Here is an 18938-nt window from a genome sequence, read left to right as displayed (position 1 = left end):
GCATTCTGAGAGGAAACACTCGGTGAGTGACGAGGTGGAGCCCGGGTACGTGCGGGTGCGGCTGGACCTGTCGTACGACGGCAAGGACTTCTCCGGTTGGGCCAGGCAGCGCGAGGGCCAGCGCACGGTGCAGGGCGAGATCGAGGACGCCATCCGCACCGTGACCCGCTCGAAGGAGACCTTCGAGCTAACGGTCGCCGGCCGTACGGACGCCGGCGTCCACGCCCGCGGCCAGGTCGCGCACGTCGACCTGCCGGCGGAGCTGTGGGCCGAGCACGAGGACAAGCTGCTGCGCAGGCTGGCCGGACGGCTCCCGCACGACGTCCGGGTATGGCGCGCGGCGCCCGCCCCGGCCGGCTTCAACGCGCGCTTCTCGGCGATCTGGCGCCGGTACGCCTACCGGGTGGTCGACCACCCGGGCGGCGTCGACCCCCTGCTGCGCGGTCACGTCCTGTGGCACGACTGGCCGCTGGACGTCGAGGCCATGAACGCCGCCTCGCAGGCGCTGCTCGGCGAACACGACTTCGCGGCCTACTGCAAGCGGCGCGAGGGCGCCACGACGATCCGCACCCTGCAGCAACTGAGCTGGGAGCGCGACGCGTCGGGCATCATCACCGCCACGGTGCGGGCGGACGCCTTCTGCCACAACATGGTGCGCTCGCTGGTGGGCGCCCTGCTGTTCGTCGGCGACGGGCACCGGCCGGTCGAATGGCCGGGCAAGGTGCTGGCCGCGGGCGTCCGCGACTCGGCCGTGCACGTGGTGCGGCCGCACGGGCTGACGCTGGAGGAGGTCGGCTACCCGGCGGACTCCGAACTGGCGGCCCGGAACCGGGAGGCACGCAACCGGCGGACGTTGCCGGGTGCCGTCGGGGGCGGCTGCTGCTGAGGGGTGTTTCCGGGGGCTGCGCCCCCGGACCCCCGCTCTACTCGGCCGTCACCGCCAGGTCGCTCGTCACCGTGAAGTACGGGCGGATGCCCGACACGACCGGGTAGACGTCCGTCTTGTTGCGGTCCACGATGTCGCCCGTCAGACGGCCGATGCGGATCGGGTCCGCGGAGGCCGCGGGGCGCAGGAAGAGGTCCCACGTGGCCGGGCGGGGCGCCAGGCGCTCGTGGGGGAGGGTGAAGCGGAACGTTGTGGGGGTGAGGACCTCCACGTCCGCCGTCACCTCCGTGCCGCCCTCGCCCCGCGGCCGCCCGAACACCGTCGCCCCGGAGCCGAGCTCCGCGGCGCCGTGCACCGTGCCCTCCACCGTGAACGCGTCGTCGCGCACCCGTACCGTGCGGGCCTCGGCGTGGGCCTCGCGGTACCAGGCGCGTACGGCGAGGTAGCCGTCGACGGTGGAGTAGGGGATCCACCAGGTGAAGGGGGAGCCGGGCAGGGGGTCGAGGGCGAGGAGGCGGCGGCCTTCGGGGAGGTGGGCGACGACGCGGCGGCGGGCCTTGTCCTCGGCGCGGACGACGTGCAGGTCCCAGCGGCCTTCGGCCAGCCGCAGCTCCGTGCGGCGCAGGACGGCCGTCCAGGGGCCGGTGCCGTCGGCCGGGGGGTCGAGGGGGACGGTGAGGGGTTTGCCCTCCTTGCGCCGGGTGACGGTCAGGGAGAGCGTGTGGCCGCTGACGCCCGTGGGGTCGACAAGGACCCGGATGTCGCCGGCGGCGTCGACGCGGCAGGAGGCGACGGGCCGCAGCGGTTTGCGGACGACGACGTCCTTGAGCACCTTCTTCGCCGGGGGCGGGCTGGTGGAGGGGCGCGGGCGCAGGGCGCGGTGGAGTCGTCCGGCGAGGCGGCGCAGGCGCCGTTTGAGCGGAAGCCGCAGGGCCGGGTCCGCGGCGGGGGCGGCCGCCGGGCGGGGCCCGCCGAGGTCGTCGATGAGCGCGAGGTACGCGTCGGCGATGCGTTCGGGCGCGTACCGGCGGGCGGAGAGGCGGGCGGCCTCGCCCATGGTGCGCCGCAGGTCGTCGTCCTCGATGAGGGTGAGCAGGCCCTTGGCGATGGCGTCGGTGTCGCCGACGGGGACGAGCAGGCCGTCCTCGCCGTCGCTGATGATCTCGCCGGGGCCGTGCGGGCAGTCGGTGGCGACGACGGGGACGCCGCAGCCCATGGCCTCGACGATGGTCATGCCGAAGGACTCCTCGCGGGAGGTGACCGCGGCGATGGAGCCCTTGGCCCATTCGGGCTCGATGGGGGAGTGGGCGCCCATGAGGGTGATGGATTCGTTGAGGCCGAGTTTGTCGATGCGGGCGCGCAGTTTGGCGTGCTCGGGGCCGCGACCGTACAGGCGCAGGCGCCAGTCGGGGTGGGCGGCGGCGACCTGGGCCCAGGCGCCGATGAGCAGGTCGTAGCGCTTGACGGGGATGAGCCGGCCGGCGGCGACGACGAGCTTGGTGGTGGGGTCGGCGGGTTCGACCTCGGAGGGCGGGCAGCCGTTGGGGATGCAGACGATCTTCGTCGTGATGCCGGGCAGGGCTTCGCGGTGGGTGACGGCGTCGGCCTCGGAGACGGTGGTGTGCGCGTCGAGGTGGGGGATGGAGGCGTCCTGGTAGGCGCGGATGGCGGGCTCGTGGGTGCCGTAGATGCGGTGTTCCTGGCCGATGCGCAGGTAGCGGCGGTCACGGCCGAACTCGGCGAGGTACATCACGAGGCCGGGGCGGGTGGCGATGACGACGTCGGCGTCGGTGGCGGCGAGGTGGGCGGCGACCCGGCGGTCGGTGAGCGCGCTGAAGTGGGCGCCCTTGGCCTCGGCGGGCGGGACGTACTCGCTGTCCTGCCGCAGGAGGGGGTCGTCGAGGTCGATGCCCTTGTCGGTGCGCTGGTCGATGAGGTTGACGACCCTGACCCTGGGGTGCAGGGCCAGCCGGGGTTTCTCGCCGCTTCTGATGACGGAGACGATCTCCACGTCGTGACGGGCGGCGAGGGCGCCGGCCACGTTGAAGGTGGAGCGGATGGTTCCGCCGATGCCGTAGGCGTTCTGCAAAAGGAAAGAGATCTTCATGGCGGTGTGGGCGGCGGCGCGCGGGCGCCGCGGCCGTCCTTCCCCCTGGCCTGGGTGTGTCCGGACTCTCTCGTTCGCCAGCGCAGCCTACATTGTGGCGTGGGTCACGCCGCGCGAATTCATGAGGAGGCCACTTACGTGGGTACTGGGAGGCGCGGGGCCGTGACGGCGGCCGCCGTACTGGCACTGGTGGCCGGCTGCGGCGTGGCGGGCGGCGGCAGGGGTGGCGAGGGCAAGGACGAGCCGCGGGCCGACGGCGGGCCGCACGCGCTCGCGGCGCTCGACCGGGGACACCTCGCCCACGTGGAGCTGGGGGCCCGGGAGGTGCCGGGGTACGCGATCGAGCGCGCGTCCGCCGGCTCGGCGGGCAGCGGCACGCCGACCACGCGCAGCAGCGCCTGCCGACCGCTGGTGGTCGCGCTGGGGTCCCGGCAGCAGCCGGCCCCCGTGGCCTCGGTGGTGCGGACCTTCTCCCGGACGACCGGCGACCGGCGCTTCCAGGGCCTGCTCGGCACGATCCGGGTCTCGGCGTACGAGGGGGACGGCGCCCGCGCCACGCTGCGGGGGCTGCGGACGGCGGCGGGCAGCTGCGCGGGCGGTTTCGCCATGCGCACGGGGGAGGGGCAGCCGCAGCGCTTCTCCACGGTGACGGTGCTGCCGGCGCCGCGGATCGGGGACGAGGCCGTGGCGTACCGCCTGGTGAACGCCGCGGAGCGGGCCCCGAGCCTGGTGACCGTGGTGCGCACGGGGTCGATGCTGTCGATGTTCTTCGCCACGCACCTGTCCGACCCGTCGGCCGTGGAGATCCCGCAGGCGCTGGTGGCGGCGCAGGTGGCCAAGGTCGAGCGGCTGGACCGGGCGGCGCGGCCGCCGGCGGTGCCGCCCTCCCGCCTGCCGGTCCAGGCCCCGGACGAGGGCGGCGAGGCGGGCGCTGGCGAGGCGCCGGAGTAACCCGCCGGAGTAAAGCGCCGGGCTCGCCGCTCAGCTCGAAGAGGGCTTCCCCGAGGGAATCTGCGCGGGCTTGTCGGAGGGCTTCCCGGACGGCTGGGGCTGCCCGGCGGCCGCCGCGTTGGCGCGGTCCATGATCCGGCGGAAGATGTAGCCGGACAGGTCGCGGCCGGCTTGGAGCGCCTTGGTGTCGTTGTCCGGCACCGCGGAGCCGTCGGTGTAGCCGGCGACGGTGAAGTAGGCGTAGCGCCCCTGCGAGTTCGCGGTCAGCCGGCAGGCGGTGCCCTTGCAGAAGCTGGGCGCCTCGCCGCCGGTCAGCGGGGTGATGTTGCCGGTGAAGTCGACCTTGGCCTGGTCGGCCTTGACCTTGGTGTCGAAGACGGCCACGCCGACGGTGACCGCGACGCCGTCGCGTACGTAGGTGGCGCGCAGCACCTGCCGGCAGTCGTTGCGGGCCAGGACGTGGCCCAGGCCGCCCTGCGTGGCGTCGGAGCAGGTCAGGGCGGTGTGGGTGGCCACACGCTCGTACTGCCGCTTGTCGATGGACGGCTTGGTGTGCGGGAAGATCGTCTTGGTGTTGAGCGGGGCGGTGTCCTTGTCCGCGCTGGATATGAACTCGAGCGGGTTCGGCGGGGGCGTGTTCTGCGAGAACGTCGGCTCCGAGGTGCCGGCGGAGGCGCTGGGCAGCTTCTGCGCGGGCGGCAGGTCCTTGTCGTCCTTGCCGGAGAGCGCCACGGCCGCGGCCACGATCCCGGCGACGGCCGCCGTGGCCAGCACGCCGCCGCCGATCATCAGCAGCTTGCGGCGCCGGTCCCGGGCGGCGCCGGATTCGGCGAGGGCGGACCAGTCGGGGGTGTCCGCCGGGGCGGCGGGCTGCTGCCAGCCGGGCAGCTGCGCGCCGGGCGGCATGGGGGCGCCGCCGGGGCCGAGGTGGCTTGCGGCGGGCGGCGGGGGCACCTGGGGCGGTGCCTGCCGCTGCGGCTGCTGCCCCCACGGCGGTGGCGTGACCGGCTGCGTCTCCCCCGGGCCCCCGTGCCGGCCCTCCTGCTGGCCCCCGTGCGGCCCTGCCTGCCCGAAACTCATGGCGTGCATCGTAGACCGGGGCCCCGAAGCCGCGGCAGCGCCGGTCCCGGGCGGCCTGTGCGGGCCCGGCGGGACGTTTTGACCCCGGTGGGGACGGCCCGGTACTCTACGAGTTCGTTATGCGTATTGGCTTGGTCGTTCTCACGCGAGGGGCCCTTACGCTTGTCCGCCAGGTCGAGTACCGGTGGGCCGGCATGCGGGTTGCGTCCCCGTGTGCGGCCGAGACCGTGTGATCGACACGGTGGACCCGTGTCAGGACCCACTCACTAACGAAGCGAAGGCTACGACCGTGCGTACGTTCAGCCCCAAGCCCGGCGATGTCCAGCGCCAGTGGCACATCATCGACGCCCAGGACGTCGTCCTGGGCCGTCTGGCCTCCACGGCCGCGTCGCTGCTCCGCGGCAAGCACAAGCCCGTGTACGCGCCGCACATGGACATGGGTGACTTCGTCGTCATCATCAACGCCGACAAGGTGCACCTGTCGGGCAACAAGAAGATCCAGAAGATGGCCTACCGCCACTCCGGCTTCCCGGGTGGTCTGCGCTCCGTCCGCTACGACGAGCTGCTGGACAAGAACCCGGAGAAGGCCGTCGAGAAGGCCGTCAAGGGCATGCTGCCCAAGAACTCCCTCGGCCGTCAGATGCTCTCCAAGCTGAAGGTCTACTCGGGCGACCAGCACCCGCACGCCGCCCAGCAGCCCGTTCCGTTCGAGATCACCCAGGTCAAGCAGGGCTAGTCCCGGCCACCGCCGAACCAGAAAGTCTGAGGAGAACCAGTGGCTGAGACCACCGCCGAGACGCCGATCGAGGACGTCGAGCAGTACACCACCGAGACCGAGGTCGTCGAGTCGGAGTACACCTCCGAGTCCCTCGCGTCCCGCTTCGGCGAGCCGCAGCCGGCCGCCGGCCTGGGCCGTCGCAAGAACGCCATCGCCCGCGTCCGGATCGTTCCGGGCACCGGTCAGTGGAAGATCAACGGTCGCACCCTCGAGGACTACTTCCCGAACAAGGTGCACCAGCAGGAAGTCAACGAGCCCTTCAAGGTGCTCGAGCTCGACGACCGCTACGACGTCATCGCCCGCATCTCGGGTGGCGGCGTTTCCGGCCAGGCCGGCGCCCTGCGCCTGGGCGTGGCCCGCGCCCTGAACGAGGCGGACGTGGACAACAACCGCGGCCCGCTGAAGAAGGCCGGCTTCCTGAGCCGCGACGACCGTGCGGTCGAGCGCAAGAAGGCCGGTCTGAAGAAGGCCCGCAAGGCTCCGCAGTACAGCAAGCGCTAATCGCGGCTTCTGCTGCACTGCTCGAACGCCCCGGCGACACGTTCTCTCGTGCCGCCGGGGCGTTCGGCCATTGACGGCCCGAGGATGAAAAGCGGCGCGGGGGGTCAAAGCCGCACAGACTCGACAGCTCAAGCAAGGGGGCTCGTGCCGGGCCCCGCACTCCCGCGTTTTTCGGAGGACACCAGTGGGACGACTCTTCGGTACGGACGGCGTGCGCGGTGTCGCCAACGCCGATCTGACGGCCGAGCTCGCGCTCGGCCTGTCGGTCGCGGCGGCGCACGTGCTCGCCGAGGCGGGCACGTTCGAGGGCCATCGCCCGGTGGCGGTGGTCGGCCGTGATCCGCGTGCGTCCGGGGAGTTCCTGGAGGCCGCCGTGGTGGCCGGGCTCGCCAGCGCCGGTGTCGACGTCCTGCGGGTGGGCGTGCTGCCCACGCCGGCCGTCGCCTACCTCACCGGCGCGCTCGGCGCCGACCTCGGCGTCATGCTCTCCGCCAGCCACAACGCGATGCCCGACAACGGCATCAAGTTCTTCGCCCGCGGCGGCCACAAGCTGGCCGACGAGCTCGAGGACCGCATCGAGCAGACCTACCGCGCCCACGCCTCCGGCGAGCCCTGGGACCGGCCCACCGGCGCCGGCGTCGGCCGGGTCCGCGACTACGACCAGGGCTTCGACAACTACGTCGCCCACCTCATCGGCGTCCTGCCCAACCGCCTCGACGGCCTGAAGGTCGTCATCGACGGCGCCCACGGCGCCGCCGCCCGCGTCTCGCCCGAGGCCTTCGCCCGCGCCGGCGCCGAGGTCGTCACCATCGGCACCGAGCCCGACGGCCTCAACATCAACCACGAGTGCGGCTCCACCCACCTGGCCAAGCTGTGCGCCGCCGTCGTCGAGCACGGCGCCGACCTGGGCGTCGCCCACGACGGCGACGCCGACCGCTGCCTGGCCGTGGACGCGCAGGGCAACGAGATCGACGGCGACCAGATCCTCGCCGTCCTGGCCCTGGCCATGCGCGAGGCGGACACGCTGCGCAAGAACACCGTCGTGGCCACCGTCATGTCCAACCTGGGCTTCAAGCTCGCCATGGAGCGCGAGGGCGTCCAGCTCGTCCAGACCGCGGTCGGCGACCGCTACGTCCTGGAGGAGATGAAGGCGAACGGCTTCGCCCTCGGCGGCGAGCAGTCCGGCCACGTCATCGTCCTGGACCACGCCACGACCGGCGACGGCACCCTGACCGGCCTGATGCTGGCCGCCCGCGTGGCCGCCACGGGCCGCCCGCTGGCCGAGCTGGCCGGCGTCATGGAGCGCCTGCCGCAGGTCCTGATCAACGTGCGCGGCGTTGACAAGTCCCGCGTGGGCACCTCCGAGGAGCTCGCCGCCGCCGTCAACGCCGCCGAGCGCGAGCTGGGCGGCACCGGCCGCGTCCTGCTGCGCTCCTCGGGCACGGAGCCGCTGGTGCGGGTCATGGTCGAGGCCGCGGACCACGAGCAGGCGACGAAGGTTGCCGAGCAGCTGGCCGAGGTCGTGCGGACGGCTCTGGGCTAGCCGCCCGCCGCCTGCGCCCCGAAGGGGCGCGGGGAACTGCGCAACAAGCCACGACGCGCCCGCAGATGAAGTGCGGGCGCGTCGGTGGCCGATCGCGCCCACGCGGCGGCAGCCGCAGAACGACACTGCCCCGCGCCCCTACGGGGCGCAGCCCCTACAGCTTCCGTAGCGACAGCCGCTGCACCTTGTGGTCCGCGCCCTTCCGGAGGATCAGGTTGGAGCGGCCGCGCGTCGGGGCCACGTTCTCCAGCAGGTTCGGCTTGTTGATGGTGCGCCAGTTGCGGCGGGCGTAGTCCAGCGCCTCCTCCTCCGACACCTGCGTGTACCGGCGGAAGTAGGAGTTCGGGTCCTGGAAGGCCGTTGCCCGCAGCTTCGTGAACCGCTCGTAGTACCACCGCTCGATGTCCTCGGCCCGCGCATCGACGTACACGCTGAAGTCGAAGTAGTCGGCCAGGCTCACCCGCGTACGGCCGTCCTTGCCGGGCTGGGCGGGCTGCAGCACGTTCAGGCCCTCGACGATCAGGATGTCGGGCCGGTGCACGGTCAACCGCTCGCCGGGGACGATGTCGTAGGTGAGGTGGGAGTAGACCGGCGCGCTCACCTCGTCCTTGCCGGCCTTCACATCCGCGACGAAGCGCGTCAGGGCCCGGCGGTCGTACGACTCGGGGAAACCTTTCCGCGACATCAGCCCGCGCCGGTGCAGCTCGGCGTTCGGCAGCAGGAAGCCGTCCGTCGTGACCAGCTCCACGCGCGGGTGCTCGGGCCAGCGTGCCAGCAGCTCCCGCAGCAGTCGGGCCGTGGTCGACTTGCCCACCGCCACGCTGCCGGCCACGCCTATGACGAACGGCGTGCCGCGCTGCGCGCCCTTCTCGCCCAGGAACGTGTTCAGTGCGCCGCGCAGGCTGCCCGTGGCCCCCACGTACAGGTTCAGCAGCCGCGAGAGCGGCAGGTAGATGTCGCGGACCTCGTCCAGGTCGATCACGTCGCCGAGCCCGCGCAGCCGCTCGACCTCCGCCGCGGTCAGCGGCAGCGGCGTGTTCTCGCGCAGGGCGCTCCACTGCGCCCTGGTCAGGTCCACAAAGGGCGAGGACTGCTGTGCGGGGGAGTCGCCGCCGCGGCGTCGCTGCTGCGGCTGCTCGGTGGTGGTGGGCACGGGCCCATTGTGCGCGTCCGCGGGGCGGGGTTCACGCCCGGGTGGCGGTTCCGTCGTGACGGTAGGGAAGTGAGTGACGACCGTGGGTGAAGTTCCGTCCGGGCCCTGTACTTACCCGCAAGTCAGGAATAGCGTCCGCCCGCCTCTGCCCCCACCTGTCGCACCAGGGGTCGCGTTGTTCGTCCTCCGCCTCGCCGCCCGCCGCGTCCGCCGCGCCTGCAGCGGCGCACTTCGGCTCGTACGCCCCCACCGGCCGTCCCGCGGCGCGGCCCGCGCCGTCTTCGCCGACCGCGTGCGCGGCGACCTCGCCGCCGAACTGCCGGACGAGGACATCGGCCAGGACCTCTCCGACTGCCTCGACCGCTATGTTCTCGGCAGCAAACCGCGCTGCGAGGAGGTCGAGTACCTGGAGATGGTGCAGGACGCCATCGACCGGATCGACCGCGGGCGTTGACCCCGGGGTCGTACGCTGCAGTCCATGTGCGGAATCGTTGGTTATGTGGGAGGGCAGTGCGCCCTCGACGTCGTATTGGCAGGGCTGCGGCGGCTGGAGTACCGCGGCTACGACTCGGCCGGCGTGGCGGTCCTGGCCGACGGCGGGCTCGCCGCCGCGAAGAAGGCGGGCAAGCTCGCCAACCTGGAGAAGGAACTGGCCGACCGGCCCCTGTCCTCCGGCTCCACCGGCATCGGCCACACCCGCTGGGCCACCCACGGCGGACCCACCGATGCCAACGCCCACCCCCACCTCGACAACCCCGGCCGCGTCGCCGTCGTCCACAACGGCATCATCGAGAACTTCGCCGACCTGCGCGCCGAGCTCACCGACCGCGGCCACCGCCTGCAGTCCGAGACCGACACCGAGGTCGTCTCCCACCTGGTCTCCGAGGCCTTCTCCTCCTGCGGCGACCTCGCCGAGGCCATGCGCCAGGTCTGCCGCCGCCTCGAAGGCGCCTTCACCCTCGTGGCCGTGCACGCCGACGACCCCGAGGTCGTCGTCGGCGCCCGCCGCAACTCCCCCCTCGTCGTCGGCATCGGTGACGGCGAGAACTTCCTCGCCTCCGACGTCTCCGCCTTCATCGCCCACACCCGCGACGCCATCGAACTCGGCCAGGACCAGGTCGTCGAGCTGCGCCGCGACGGCGTGCGCGTCACCGACTTCGACGGCAACCCGGCCGACGACGCCGTGCGCGCCTACCACGTCGACTGGGACGCCTCCGCCGCCGAGAAGGGCGGCTACGACTACTTCATGCTCAAGGAGATCGCCGAGCAGCCGCGCGCCGTCGCCGACACCCTCCTCGGCCGCATCGACGCGGCGGGCTCGCTCACCCTCGACGAGGTCCGCATCCCCGACTCCGTGCTGCGCGAGGTCGACAAGGTCGTCATCGTCGCCTGCGGCACGGCCTACCACGCGGGGCTGATCGCCAAGTACGCCATCGAGCACTGGACCCGCATCCCCTGCGAGACCGAGCTCGCCAGCGAGTTCCGCTACCGCGACCCGATCCTCGACCAGCGCACGCTCGTCGTCGCCATCAGCCAGTCCGGCGAGACCATGGACACCCTGATGGCCCTGCGGCACGCCCGCGAACAGGGCGCCAAGGTGCTGGCCATCTGCAACACCAACGGCTCGACGATCCCGCGCGAGTCGGACGCCGTCCTCTACACGCACGCCGGGCCGGAGGTCGCCGTCGCCTCCACCAAGGCGTTCCTCACCCAGCTCGTCGCCTGCTACCTGGTGGCGCTGTACCTGGGGCAGGTGCGCGGCACCAAGTGGGGCGACGAGATCCGCTCCGTCATCCACGAGCTGTCCGAGATCGCGCAGGAGGTGGAGGAGGTCCTGGAGACCATGGAGCCGGTGCGCGAGCTCGCCCGCTCCCTGGCCGACAAGAACACCGTCCTCTTCCTCGGTCGGCACGTCGGCTATCCGGTGGCCCTGGAAGGCGCGCTCAAGCTCAAGGAACTGGCGTACATGCACGCCGAGGGCTTCGCGGCCGGCGAGCTCAAGCACGGCCCGATCGCGCTCATCGAGAAGGACGTGCCGGTCGTCGTGGTCGTCCCCTCGCCGCGCGGGCGCTCCGTCCTCCACGACAAGATCGTCTCCAATATCCAGGAGATCCGCGCCCGCGGCGCCCGCACCATCGTCATCGCCGAGCGCGGCGACGAGGCCGTACGCCCCTACGCCGACCACCTGGTGGAGATCCCGCCCACGCCCGTGCTCCTGCAGCCCCTCGTCGCCACCGTGCCCCTGCAGGTCTTCGCCTGCGAACTCGCCACGGCCCGCGGCAACGAGGTCGACCAGCCGCGCAACCTCGCCAAGTCGGTGACGGTCGAATGATCGTCGGAGTCGGCATCGACGTCGCCGAGATCGAGCGCTTCGACGCGGCCCTGCAGCGCACGCCCGGGATGGCCGACCGCCTCTTCGTCGAACGCGAGCGGTACCTGCCGAGCGGCGAACGGCGCGGCATCGCCTCCTTGGCGGCCCGCTTCGCCGCCAAGGAAGCCCTGGCCAAGGCGCTGGGCGCGCCGCCCGGGCTGCTGTGGACGGACGCGGAGGTCACCACCGACGACCGCGGCCGCCCCGGCCTCGTCGTCAGCGGCACGGTGGCGGCCGCCGCCGAGGCCCTCGGCGTCCGCTCCTGGCACCTCTCCCTCAGCCACGACGCGGGCGTGGCCTCGGCGGTGGTGATCGCGGAGGGGTAGGGGCACGGGGAGTGCGCCCGCTGCAGAGCTACCGCTTCACGGCTGCGGCCATGAGACGGGCGCACTCGATCGACTCGGCGCGGGTGCTGTCGACCTCCACGTCGTACGTGACGCCGACGTGGACGCTCTCCGCCTGCAGGGCTGCCATCCCCTGAACCCGGTCGCCGCGGGCGATCTCGCGGCCCGCCGCCACCGTGCCGTCGCACCGGACGCCGGCCCACAGGACCTCCAGCCCCGCCAGGCCCTCCCGCAGGCGCTGCTGCGACGCCGCGCCGTCCAGGAAGACCTCGTCGAGGACGACGCGGCCACCGTAGGCGGGCCGTCCGCAGGGCCGCGACGGATTTCCGGCGGGCGGCAGGGCCCGGGCCGCGCCCGTGAAAGGGCCGTCACGGTGAATACCGGTAGTCGGAGAGGGTGAACGTGGCAGGCCGGTCGTCCTGCGGGCTTGGCCGGTACGGGGGCTCCCGGTAGGGAGGTCTGCAGCATGCGCCGACCGCGAGGGACAGGACCGCACAGTGAAGACAACCAGTGGCATGAAGACGGTGGGCACGGGCGTCCTCGGCCTCCTCCTGGCCGGGGTCGGGGCGTCGCCCGCCGCGGCGGGGGGCGTCGGGCCCTTCGACGCCGACGGTGACACGTACATCCGTTTCCACGCCGGGTTCACCTGCGAGGGGCGGGCCCGGACGTGCGTCAACGGCCCCGTGAACAGCGGCAACTCCAGCAACGCGCAGAACGTCCGGATCACCGGCAACCCCAGCAGCAGCGGAAGCCCCACGAACAACGCCGGTTCCGTGAACTCCGGCTCCACCGGTACGGGCGCTGCCGCGGGCAGCGCCAACGAGCAGCAGGACCTCGGGAAGGCCGCCGACCTGTACCGGTGACGCCCTAGCGCAGCCGGGCGATGTCGTTCTCGCTGTTGTGCTCGGATCCCTTGGCGGTGTTGAGGCTGTTGGTCGAGCCCGCCGCGGTCTCGATGTTGCCGCTGTCCACCGGGTTGCCGTGGTTGAGGAAGTTGTTGCTGTTGCTGCTGTTTCCGCTGTCGACCGGACCGTTGATACAAGGGTGCGGCGCACGGGTCACCGGCGACTTGTAGTGGAAGTCGGCCAGGCGGTTGTCGCAGGCGACCCCCGACACCATGCTCGTCACCGTGCCCAGATCGGCGCCCACCACGGCGGCCAGCAGGGATCCGCCGGGAGCGGTCTGCGCCTGCGCGTCCGTGGTACCGAACAGGGCCAGGCCACAGGTCCCGGCGAACGTCACCGCCTGCACGACTCTTTTCACGACGCTCCTCCGCACGGTCGACCCACTCGTCCCCGACGTATCGTGCTGCGGTTGTCGCGCAGCGTCCCGGCAACCCACAGGAGGACGAGCGCCCGGGTGCCACATTCAGCCGCTCGGCCCAACCGGCTCGCGCGCTCCTCGCCCGCCGGCTTGACCCTCCAGCGACGGGAGACCCCAAGGTGGCGGACATGGACGACGACACCCCCCTGTACTCCATCGGCGAACTGGCCCGGACGACCGGCCTGACGGTCAGGACCATCCGGTTCTGGTCCGATGCGGGCGTGGTGCCGCCGGCCGACCGTACGCCCGCCGGCTACCGCCGCTACGGGCAGGACGCCCTGGCCCGGCTCGGCCTCGTCCGGACACTGCGCGACCTCGGGGTCGGCCTCGCCACCATCCAGCGGGTGCTGGAGCGCGAGGTCACCGTCGCCGAGGTCGCCGCGGTGCACGCCGAGGCCCTGGAGACGCAGATCCGCACGCTGCGGCTGCGCCGGGCCGTCCTGCGCGCGGTGGCCGGACGCGGGTCCGCACCGGAGGAGATGGAACTCATGCACAAGCTCGCCACCCTGTCCGACCGGGAACGCCGCCACCTGGTCACCACCTTCATCGACAGCGCCTTCCAGGGCCTGGACGTCGACCCCGGCTTCCTCGCCACGATGCGCGCAGCCATGCCCGACCTGCCGGACGACCCCACGCAGGCCCAGCTCGACGCCTGGGTCGAACTGGCCGAACTCCTCCAGGACGACGACTTCCGCGCCGGCATGCGCAAGGCCGCCATCGACCAGATCGAGGCCCTGAAGGACGTCGACCGGCCGGCGCCCTCCGAGGCCGAGCGGCTCGCCGAGCTGATCCGGCAGCGGACCGCCGACGCCCGCGCCGCCGGCATCGCGCCGGAGTCGGACGCGGCCCGCCCGGTCGCCGACGAACTCGTGCGCCAGTGCGCCGAGCTCAGCGGCCGCAGTGACGGGCCGGAGTTCCGCGCCTGGCTGCTGCAGCGCCTCGACGTCGCCAGGGACTCCCGCTACGAGCACTACTGGCGCCTGATCTCCGTCATCAACGGCTGGCCCGCCCCGGACATGGGCCCGGCCGTCGACTGGCTGACCGCGGCGGTACGGGCGTCCCGCACCGCCTGAGCCGTTGCCCCTTCCCTCCTCGCCCCGCTGCCGTATCGTCACCTCGAGCCCGGCGGTACGGCAGAGGTCGAAGGGGGCGGGGGAGTGCACCCGGCAAGGGAACGCATCGCGGCGGTGCTCGGCAGCAGCCAGGGCAGTGGGTACCTGCTGACACCGAGAGTCGTGCTCACCGCGGCCCACGTCGTCGCCGGCTGCACCGAACCGGCGGTGATCGTCCCCGGCGGCACCGGCAGGGTGCGCTGCCGGGTGACCTGGGCACGCGACGACAACCGCCGCTGCGACGTCGCCCTGCTCGTCGCCGACCGCGACCTGGTGCACGAGGAAGTCGCCGGACACTTCGAACCGTTGGTGTGGGGGCGCGCGTACGACCTGCGGGCCTGGCCGGGCGCACACGCCATCGGCTACCCCCACGTCCAGCGCGACGGAGCCGGCGAACTCGACAGCGAGCAGCTCGTCGGCACCCTCAAGCCCGGCAGCAACCTGCTCGGCGGCCGGTACGTCCTCGACTGCGAGCACGGCGCACCGGCCGCCCCCGGCGACGGCACCTCACCCTGGGCGGGCATGTCCGGAGCCGCCGTCTTCGTGGGCGGCCTGCTCGCCGGCGTCGTCCACGCCGACCCCGGCGGATGGGCCCACGGCCGCCTGACCATCACCCCCGCCGAAACCCTGTGGCAGGACTTCCGCTTCCTGCAGGAGTGCGTCCTCGCCGGCGACCGGCCGCAATCCCGCTCCCTCGCCTCGAAGCAACAGCTCGAAGTGGAGGAATTCGAGCGACGGTTACGCGAGTACGTCATCGGCAAGTCCGGCGAACTCACCATCATCGGCCTCACCCTCACCGACGGCGACGGCGAGACCTGGCCCCTGGACACCGCCTACCTCAGCCTCGAACTCACCGGCGCCGGCGAAGGCTTCACCCTCCCCGGCGCCGACCGGGCCCTGACCTCGCCCCGCCGCGCCGAAGAAGCACTCGCCGGGCGCAACCGCGTCCTGCTGCGCGGCGTCGCCGGCTCCGGCAAGACCACCCTGCTGCAGTGGCTCGCCACCGTCACCGCACGCGGCGACCTCCCGCCCGCCCTCGGCCACCTCAGCGGATGCATCCCCCTCACCCTCCCGCTGCGCACCCTCATCCGGCGCGGGACACTGCCCCAACCCGAGGAATTCCTCGCCGCCGCGGCCGGCCCCCTCGCCGGACTCCCCGCCGCCCGCGGCTGGGTCACCCGCCGCCTCACCGAAGGCACCGCCCTGCTGCTCGTCGACGGCGTCGACGAAGTCCCCGAAGCCGACCGCCGCCGCACCCTGGCCTGGCTCAAGGACCTCCTCGCCGCCTACCCCGACGCCCGCTACGTCATCACCACCCGGCCCTCCGCCGTCCGCGAGGGATGGCTCACCGAATCCGGCTTCACCGAACTCGAACTCCTGCCCATGAGCCGCGGCGACGTCCTCGCCTTCATCGACCGCTGGCACGAAGCCGCAGGCGCCCGGCACGACGCACGCCTGCGCGCCTTCCGCGACACCCTCTCCGCCGCCGTCGTCGCCACCCGCGACCTCGGCCGGCTCGCCACCAACCCGCTGATGTGCGCCCTGATCTGCGCCCTCAACCGCGCCCGCCGCGGCTACCTGCCCCACGGCCGCATGGAGCTCTACCGCGCCGCCCTCGACCTGCTCCTCATCCGCCGCGACCGCGAACGCGACATCGTCGCCGGCCTCGAAGGCCCCGAACTCGAACAGGCCCAGACCGCGCTCCTGCAGAAGATCGCCTACTGGCTCATCCGCAACGGCCGCTCCGAGATCGAATGGCACAAGGCCGTCGAGATCCTCGACCGCGCCCTGCCCGCCATGCCGGCCGTCGCCGCCCTCGGCGGAGCCGAGGACATCCTGCGCCACCTCGTCGTCCGCAGCGGCCTCCTGCGCCGCCCCACGAGCGAAACCCTCGACTTCGTCCACCGCACCTTCCAGGACTACCTGGGCGCCCAGGCGGCCGTCGACGACTGGGACTTCGACCTCCTGGTCAACAACGCGCACGACGCGCAATGGGAGGACGTCCTGCGCATGGCGGTGGGCCACGCGCCGCCGCGGGCGCGGGCGGAACTGCTGGGGATGCTGCTGGAACGCGGCGAGAAGGAGGACGCGAACCGCCACCGTCTGCACCTGCTGGCGGCGGCCTGCCTGGAACACGCGACGGAGGTGGACCCGGCGGTCCGTACGAAGGTCGAACGCGCGGCGTCGGAACTGATCCCACCCCGGGACGTCGAATCGGCGAAGGCCCTGGCGGAGGCGGGCGACGTCGTCCTGGACCTCCTCCCGGGCCCGGAGGGCCTGAGCGACGAGGTGGCCCACGCGGTGGTGGTGACGGCGACGACGATCGGCGACGACAGGGCGATCCCGCTGCTGGCGCGGTATGCGGGGCACCCGTCGCGGCTGGTGCGCGCGCAGCTGTTGTTCGGATGCGGCCACTTCAGCCAAGAGCACTACACCAGTGCGGTGCTGCAACCGATGGAGGAATCTGGTGGCCTCAGCGATGTCCTGACCGAGTACGGGGCGGCCTGGCAGGCGCTTCCCGACGTTCTAGGGAAGTTGCACGAGGTGATTGCCACGACTCTGGACACCTCGCCCGAGGAACGGACAGCCCGCGAGCGGTGAGAGTCGGCTCCTACGGATTCACGTCCAGCACCCGCACCGCTTGCCCCGCCCACCGGCCGGGCTCGGCCGTGGCGACGAAGGCACCGTTGGGGCGCTCGGCGGTCGGCTCGGCGGCGTACTGGGCGTGGGCTGCCGCCCACGTGTCACCTCGCGCAACAGCCAACGCCGCCGGCAGGTCCAGATCGAGGATCACCACCCCGGGGAGAGCGGCGATGTGCTCCGCTGTTCCCGGCCGGGCCCGGTCGGCCTCGACCAGCGCGCACGCCGGAGCGTAGACGTGCCAGGTCGCTTCCTCGTGCGCGCGGTGGAGGAGCCCGGAGGCCATGACGTTGCCGCGGCCCGCGGCAACCATGGCCGTGTCGTCCAGGACCACGTGCATATGGTCGCTCATCGAGCCGCCGCCTCAAGGCGTCGGTCGATCTCGGCGTCGATCTGCGCCTTTTCCTCCGGGGTCGGGTCGTACCCGTTCCACTCGCGGAGCAACTGTCGGGCGCGCTCGGCCTGTTCGGCCCGCTCGGCCGGCGTCAGCAGGCTGTCGGCCAGGTGTGAGAGGTAGGCGCGCAGCGACATGCCCTCCGCTGCGGCGATCTGGGCCAGTCGGTCCCGTGCTTCCGCGGGAATGCGAATGTTCGCATCGGCCACGGTCATCTCCTTTTCCATGCCGACGACCGTACGGGTACGTACCCGTACCCGTACTGCTTCTTGCGAGTATTCACCCGTTCGAGACGTCCCGCCACACCTCCCGCAGCCGCTCCGCCACCGCCACGGACGTGATCGGCGCCGCCCCCAGCCTGCGCGCCGCCAAACCGTGCAGGTACGCGCCCACCGACGCCGCGTCGCGGCCGGGGAGGCCCGCGGCCAGCAGCGATCCCGTCAGGCCCGACAGGACGTCGCCGCTGCCCGCCGTGGCCAGCCAGGGGGTGCCCGTCGGGTTGACCCGCAGCGGTGTGCCGGGGGTCGCCACCAGCGTCGTCGAGCCCTTGAGCAGGGCCGTCACCCCGAAGCGGTCGGCCAGGGCGCCTGCCGCCTCGACGCGGGCCGATTCGACTTCCTCGCGCGTGAGGCCGAGCAGGGCCGCCGCCTCGCCGGCGTGCGGGGTCAGGACGGTTTCGGCCGTGCGGGAGCGCACCGTTGCGGGGTCGAGGAGGCGGAGGCCGTCCGCGTCGACGAGGGCGGGGACGTCGGATTCCAGGACGTCCGCCAGCGCCCGCTCCGCCTCCGCGCCGTCGCCGAGGCCGGGGCCGACGACCCAGGCCTGGACCCGTCCGGCCTTGGACGGCGGGCCGGTCGTCACGAGCGTCTCGGGGAAGCGGGCGATGACCGCGTCGGCCGCGGGCCCGGCGTAGCGCACGGCGCCTGCGCCGCCGGCGAGGGCGCCGGCGACGGCGAGGACGGCGGCGCCCGGGTAGCGGGCGGAGCCGGCCACGATGCCGACGACGCCGCGCCGGTATTTGTCGCTCTCCGCCGCGGGCCGCGGCAGCAGGTGGGCCACGTCCGCGTGCTGGAGTGCTTCGATGTCGGGTTCGGCGGGCAGCCACGGCCGCAGGCCGATGTCGACGAGCCGCAGGGCCCCGGCGTGCTCGCGTGCGGGGTCGACCAGCAGCCCGGGCTTGTACGCGCCGAAGGTCACGGTCGCATCAGCCCGCACGGCGGCGCCCCGTACTTCTCCGGTGTCGGCGTCGACGCCGCTGGGCAGGTCGACGGCGACGACGAGGGCGCCTTCGGCGGCGCGGACGAGCTCCTGGGCCTCCGGCCGCAGGCCGCCCTTGCCGCCGATGCCGACGATGCCGTCGACCACGAGGTCGGCGCGCCCGACGGCCCGTACGCCCTCTGCCGTACCGGCGGTCACGGCTCGTCCGCCGGCCGCGCGCAGGGCGCGCAGGCCGCCGGCGTGGGCCCGGTCGGGGGCCAGGAGTACCGCGGTGACGCCCGCGCCGCGCCGGGCCAGCCGGGCCCCGGCGTACAGCGCGTCGCCGCCGTTGTCGCCGCTGCCGACGAGGAGCGCGACGCGGGCGCCGTACACCCGGCCGAGGAGGTCCGCGCAGGCCGCGGCGAGCCCCGCGGCGGCGCGTTGCATCAGGGCGCCCTCGGGCAGCTCGGCCATGAGTGCGCGCTCGGCGGCCCGTACGGTCTCGACGCTGTAGCCAGTCCTCATGGGGCACAGCCTCCCCTCGGGCCCCCTCGGCGA

At 73.0% G+C, this 18938-nt stretch carries 18 protein-coding genes and 1 pseudogene; 11 read left to right on the top strand and 8 right to left on the bottom strand.

Features of this window, described 5'->3' with window-relative positions; all coding sequences use genetic code 11:
* Nucleotides 1-22 precede the first annotated feature (22 nt).
* Nucleotides 23-886, top strand: a complete 864-nt coding sequence (truA, locus tag AB0K17_RS10945) for a tRNA pseudouridine(38-40) synthase TruA (protein WP_365982819.1) — start codon at nt 23-25, stop codon at nt 884-886.
* A 37-nt stretch (nt 887-923) separates the two neighbouring features.
* Here truA and AB0K17_RS10940 read toward each other — a convergent pair whose 3' ends face one another.
* A complete protein-coding gene (locus AB0K17_RS10940) occupies nt 924-2993 on the bottom strand; it encodes a glycosyltransferase family 4 protein (protein WP_365982818.1) in 2070 nt (689 codons plus the stop codon).
* A 138-nt stretch (nt 2994-3131) separates the two neighbouring features.
* Between AB0K17_RS10940 and AB0K17_RS10935 the strand changes: the two genes are divergently transcribed.
* Nucleotides 3132-3944 (top strand): hypothetical protein, encoded by an 813-nt coding sequence (locus tag AB0K17_RS10935; protein ID WP_365982817.1) that lies wholly within the window; start codon nt 3132-3134, stop codon nt 3942-3944.
* 30 nt (nt 3945-3974) lie between these two features.
* On the opposite strand, the gene AB0K17_RS10930 is transcribed toward AB0K17_RS10935, so the two are convergent.
* Entirely contained in the window at nt 3975-5024 is a 1050-nt protein-coding gene (locus AB0K17_RS10930) for a hypothetical protein (RefSeq protein ID WP_365982816.1), read from the bottom strand.
* A gap of 289 nt (nt 5025-5313) precedes the next feature.
* Between AB0K17_RS10930 and rplM the strand changes: the two genes are divergently transcribed.
* The 3 genes from rplM (at nt 5314) to glmM (ending at nt 7846) form a co-directional block, all read left to right on the top strand.
* A complete protein-coding gene (gene rplM / locus AB0K17_RS10925; RefSeq protein WP_344435172.1) occupies nt 5314-5760 on the top strand; it encodes a 50S ribosomal protein L13 in 447 nt (148 codons plus the stop codon).
* A gap of 39 nt (nt 5761-5799) precedes the next feature.
* Nucleotides 5800-6303: a 30S ribosomal protein S9 gene (gene rpsI / locus AB0K17_RS10920; RefSeq protein ID WP_344435171.1), complete on the top strand. Its 504-nt coding sequence runs from the start codon at nt 5800-5802 to the stop codon at nt 6301-6303.
* 184 nt (nt 6304-6487) lie between these two features.
* Nucleotides 6488-7846 (top strand): phosphoglucosamine mutase, encoded by a 1359-nt coding sequence (glmM, locus tag AB0K17_RS10915; protein ID WP_365965706.1) that lies wholly within the window; start codon nt 6488-6490, stop codon nt 7844-7846.
* Nucleotides 7847-8000: 154 nt separating this feature from the next.
* Here the strand turns inward: glmM and coaA are convergent, their stop codons facing one another.
* Nucleotides 8001-8924 (bottom strand): type I pantothenate kinase, encoded by a 924-nt coding sequence (gene coaA / locus AB0K17_RS10910; protein ID WP_365965739.1) that lies wholly within the window; start codon nt 8922-8924, stop codon nt 8001-8003.
* 250 nt (nt 8925-9174) lie between these two features.
* On the opposite strand from coaA, the gene AB0K17_RS10905 reads away from it, so the two are divergent.
* From AB0K17_RS10905 to AB0K17_RS10895, 3 genes are read left to right on the top strand one after another with little or no spacing between them, the layout of a single operon-like run.
* On the top strand, nt 9175-9453 hold the full coding sequence (locus tag AB0K17_RS10905; RefSeq protein ID WP_365982815.1) for a hypothetical protein: 279 nt from the start codon (nt 9175-9177) through the stop codon (nt 9451-9453).
* Nucleotides 9454-9477: 24 nt separating this feature from the next.
* Nucleotides 9478-11331, top strand: a complete 1854-nt coding sequence (glmS, locus tag AB0K17_RS10900; RefSeq protein ID WP_365982814.1) for a glutamine--fructose-6-phosphate transaminase (isomerizing) — start codon at nt 9478-9480, stop codon at nt 11329-11331.
* Nucleotides 11328-11696, top strand: a complete 369-nt coding sequence (locus AB0K17_RS10895; protein WP_365965703.1) for a holo-ACP synthase — start codon at nt 11328-11330, stop codon at nt 11694-11696. Before glmS ends, AB0K17_RS10895 begins: the two co-directional genes overlap by 4 nt.
* Nucleotides 11697-11724: 28 nt before the next feature.
* On the opposite strand, the pseudogene AB0K17_RS10890 reads toward AB0K17_RS10895, so the two are convergent.
* A pseudogene (locus tag AB0K17_RS10890) lies at nt 11725-12012 on the bottom strand (chloramphenicol phosphotransferase); the annotation flags it as partial.
* A gap of 199 nt (nt 12013-12211) precedes the next feature.
* Here AB0K17_RS10890 and AB0K17_RS10885 point away from each other — a divergent pair.
* Nucleotides 12212-12577, top strand: a complete 366-nt coding sequence (locus AB0K17_RS10885; RefSeq protein ID WP_365965702.1) for a hypothetical protein — start codon at nt 12212-12214, stop codon at nt 12575-12577.
* A gap of 4 nt (nt 12578-12581) precedes the next feature.
* On the opposite strand, the gene AB0K17_RS10880 is transcribed toward AB0K17_RS10885, so the two are convergent.
* Nucleotides 12582-12977 carry a hypothetical protein gene (locus AB0K17_RS10880; protein WP_365965701.1) on the bottom strand — a complete coding sequence of 132 codons (396 nt, stop codon included), beginning with the start codon at nt 12975-12977 and terminating at the stop codon, nt 12582-12584.
* Between the two features lie 188 nt (nt 12978-13165).
* Between AB0K17_RS10880 and AB0K17_RS10875 the strand changes: the two genes are divergently transcribed.
* Nucleotides 13166-14110, top strand: coding sequence for a MerR family transcriptional regulator (locus AB0K17_RS10875; protein WP_365982813.1), 945 nt, complete (start codon nt 13166-13168; stop codon nt 14108-14110).
* Between the two features lie 84 nt (nt 14111-14194).
* The gene (locus AB0K17_RS10870) at nt 14195-16750 is read left to right on the top strand and encodes an NACHT domain-containing protein (RefSeq protein WP_365982812.1); all 2556 of its coding nucleotides are present in this window, start codon (nt 14195-14197) and stop codon (nt 16748-16750) included.
* A gap of 10 nt (nt 16751-16760) precedes the next feature.
* Here the strand turns inward: AB0K17_RS10870 and AB0K17_RS10865 are convergent, their stop codons facing one another.
* The 3 genes from AB0K17_RS10865 to AB0K17_RS10855 form a co-directional block, all read right to left on the bottom strand.
* Entirely contained in the window at nt 16761-17141 is a 381-nt protein-coding gene (locus tag AB0K17_RS10865; RefSeq protein WP_365965698.1) for a hypothetical protein, read from the bottom strand.
* Nucleotides 17138-17392 carry a hypothetical protein gene (locus AB0K17_RS10860; protein WP_365965738.1) on the bottom strand — a complete coding sequence of 85 codons (255 nt, stop codon included), beginning with the start codon at nt 17390-17392 and terminating at the stop codon, nt 17138-17140. The genes AB0K17_RS10865 and AB0K17_RS10860 overlap by 4 nt, the downstream gene beginning before the upstream one ends.
* Nucleotides 17393-17462: 70 nt before the next feature.
* Entirely contained in the window at nt 17463-18905 is a 1443-nt protein-coding gene (locus AB0K17_RS10855) for an NAD(P)H-hydrate dehydratase (protein WP_365982811.1), read from the bottom strand.
* Nucleotides 18906-18938: the final 33 nt, after the last annotated feature.

The sequence above is a fragment of the Streptomyces sp. NPDC049585 genome (assembly GCF_040675615.1).
GTDB lineage: Bacteria > Actinomycetota > Actinomycetes > Streptomycetales > Streptomycetaceae > Streptomyces > Streptomyces luteosporeus.
This window is presented reverse-complemented; position numbering and strand designations above follow the sequence as displayed.

Coding starts and splice junctions, on each gene's coding strand:
- AB0K17_RS10895 (WP_365965703.1), top strand. CDS start 11,328: ATGATCGTCGGAGTCGGCATCGACGTCGCCGAGATCGAGCGCTTCGAC.
- AB0K17_RS10930 (WP_365982816.1), bottom strand. CDS start 5,024: ATGAGTTTCGGGCAGGCAGGGCCGCACGGGGGCCAGCAGGAGGGCCGG.
- AB0K17_RS10865 (WP_365965698.1), bottom strand. CDS start 17,141: ATGAGCGACCATATGCACGTGGTCCTGGACGACACGGCCATGGTTGCC.
- AB0K17_RS10875 (WP_365982813.1), top strand. CDS start 13,166: ATGGACGACGACACCCCCCTGTACTCCATCGGCGAACTGGCCCGGACG.
- AB0K17_RS10855 (WP_365982811.1), bottom strand. CDS start 18,905: ATGAGGACTGGCTACAGCGTCGAGACCGTACGGGCCGCCGAGCGCGCA.
- glmS (WP_365982814.1), top strand. CDS start 9,478: ATGTGCGGAATCGTTGGTTATGTGGGAGGGCAGTGCGCCCTCGACGTC.
- AB0K17_RS10940 (WP_365982818.1), bottom strand. CDS start 2,993: ATGAAGATCTCTTTCCTTTTGCAGAACGCCTACGGCATCGGCGGAACC.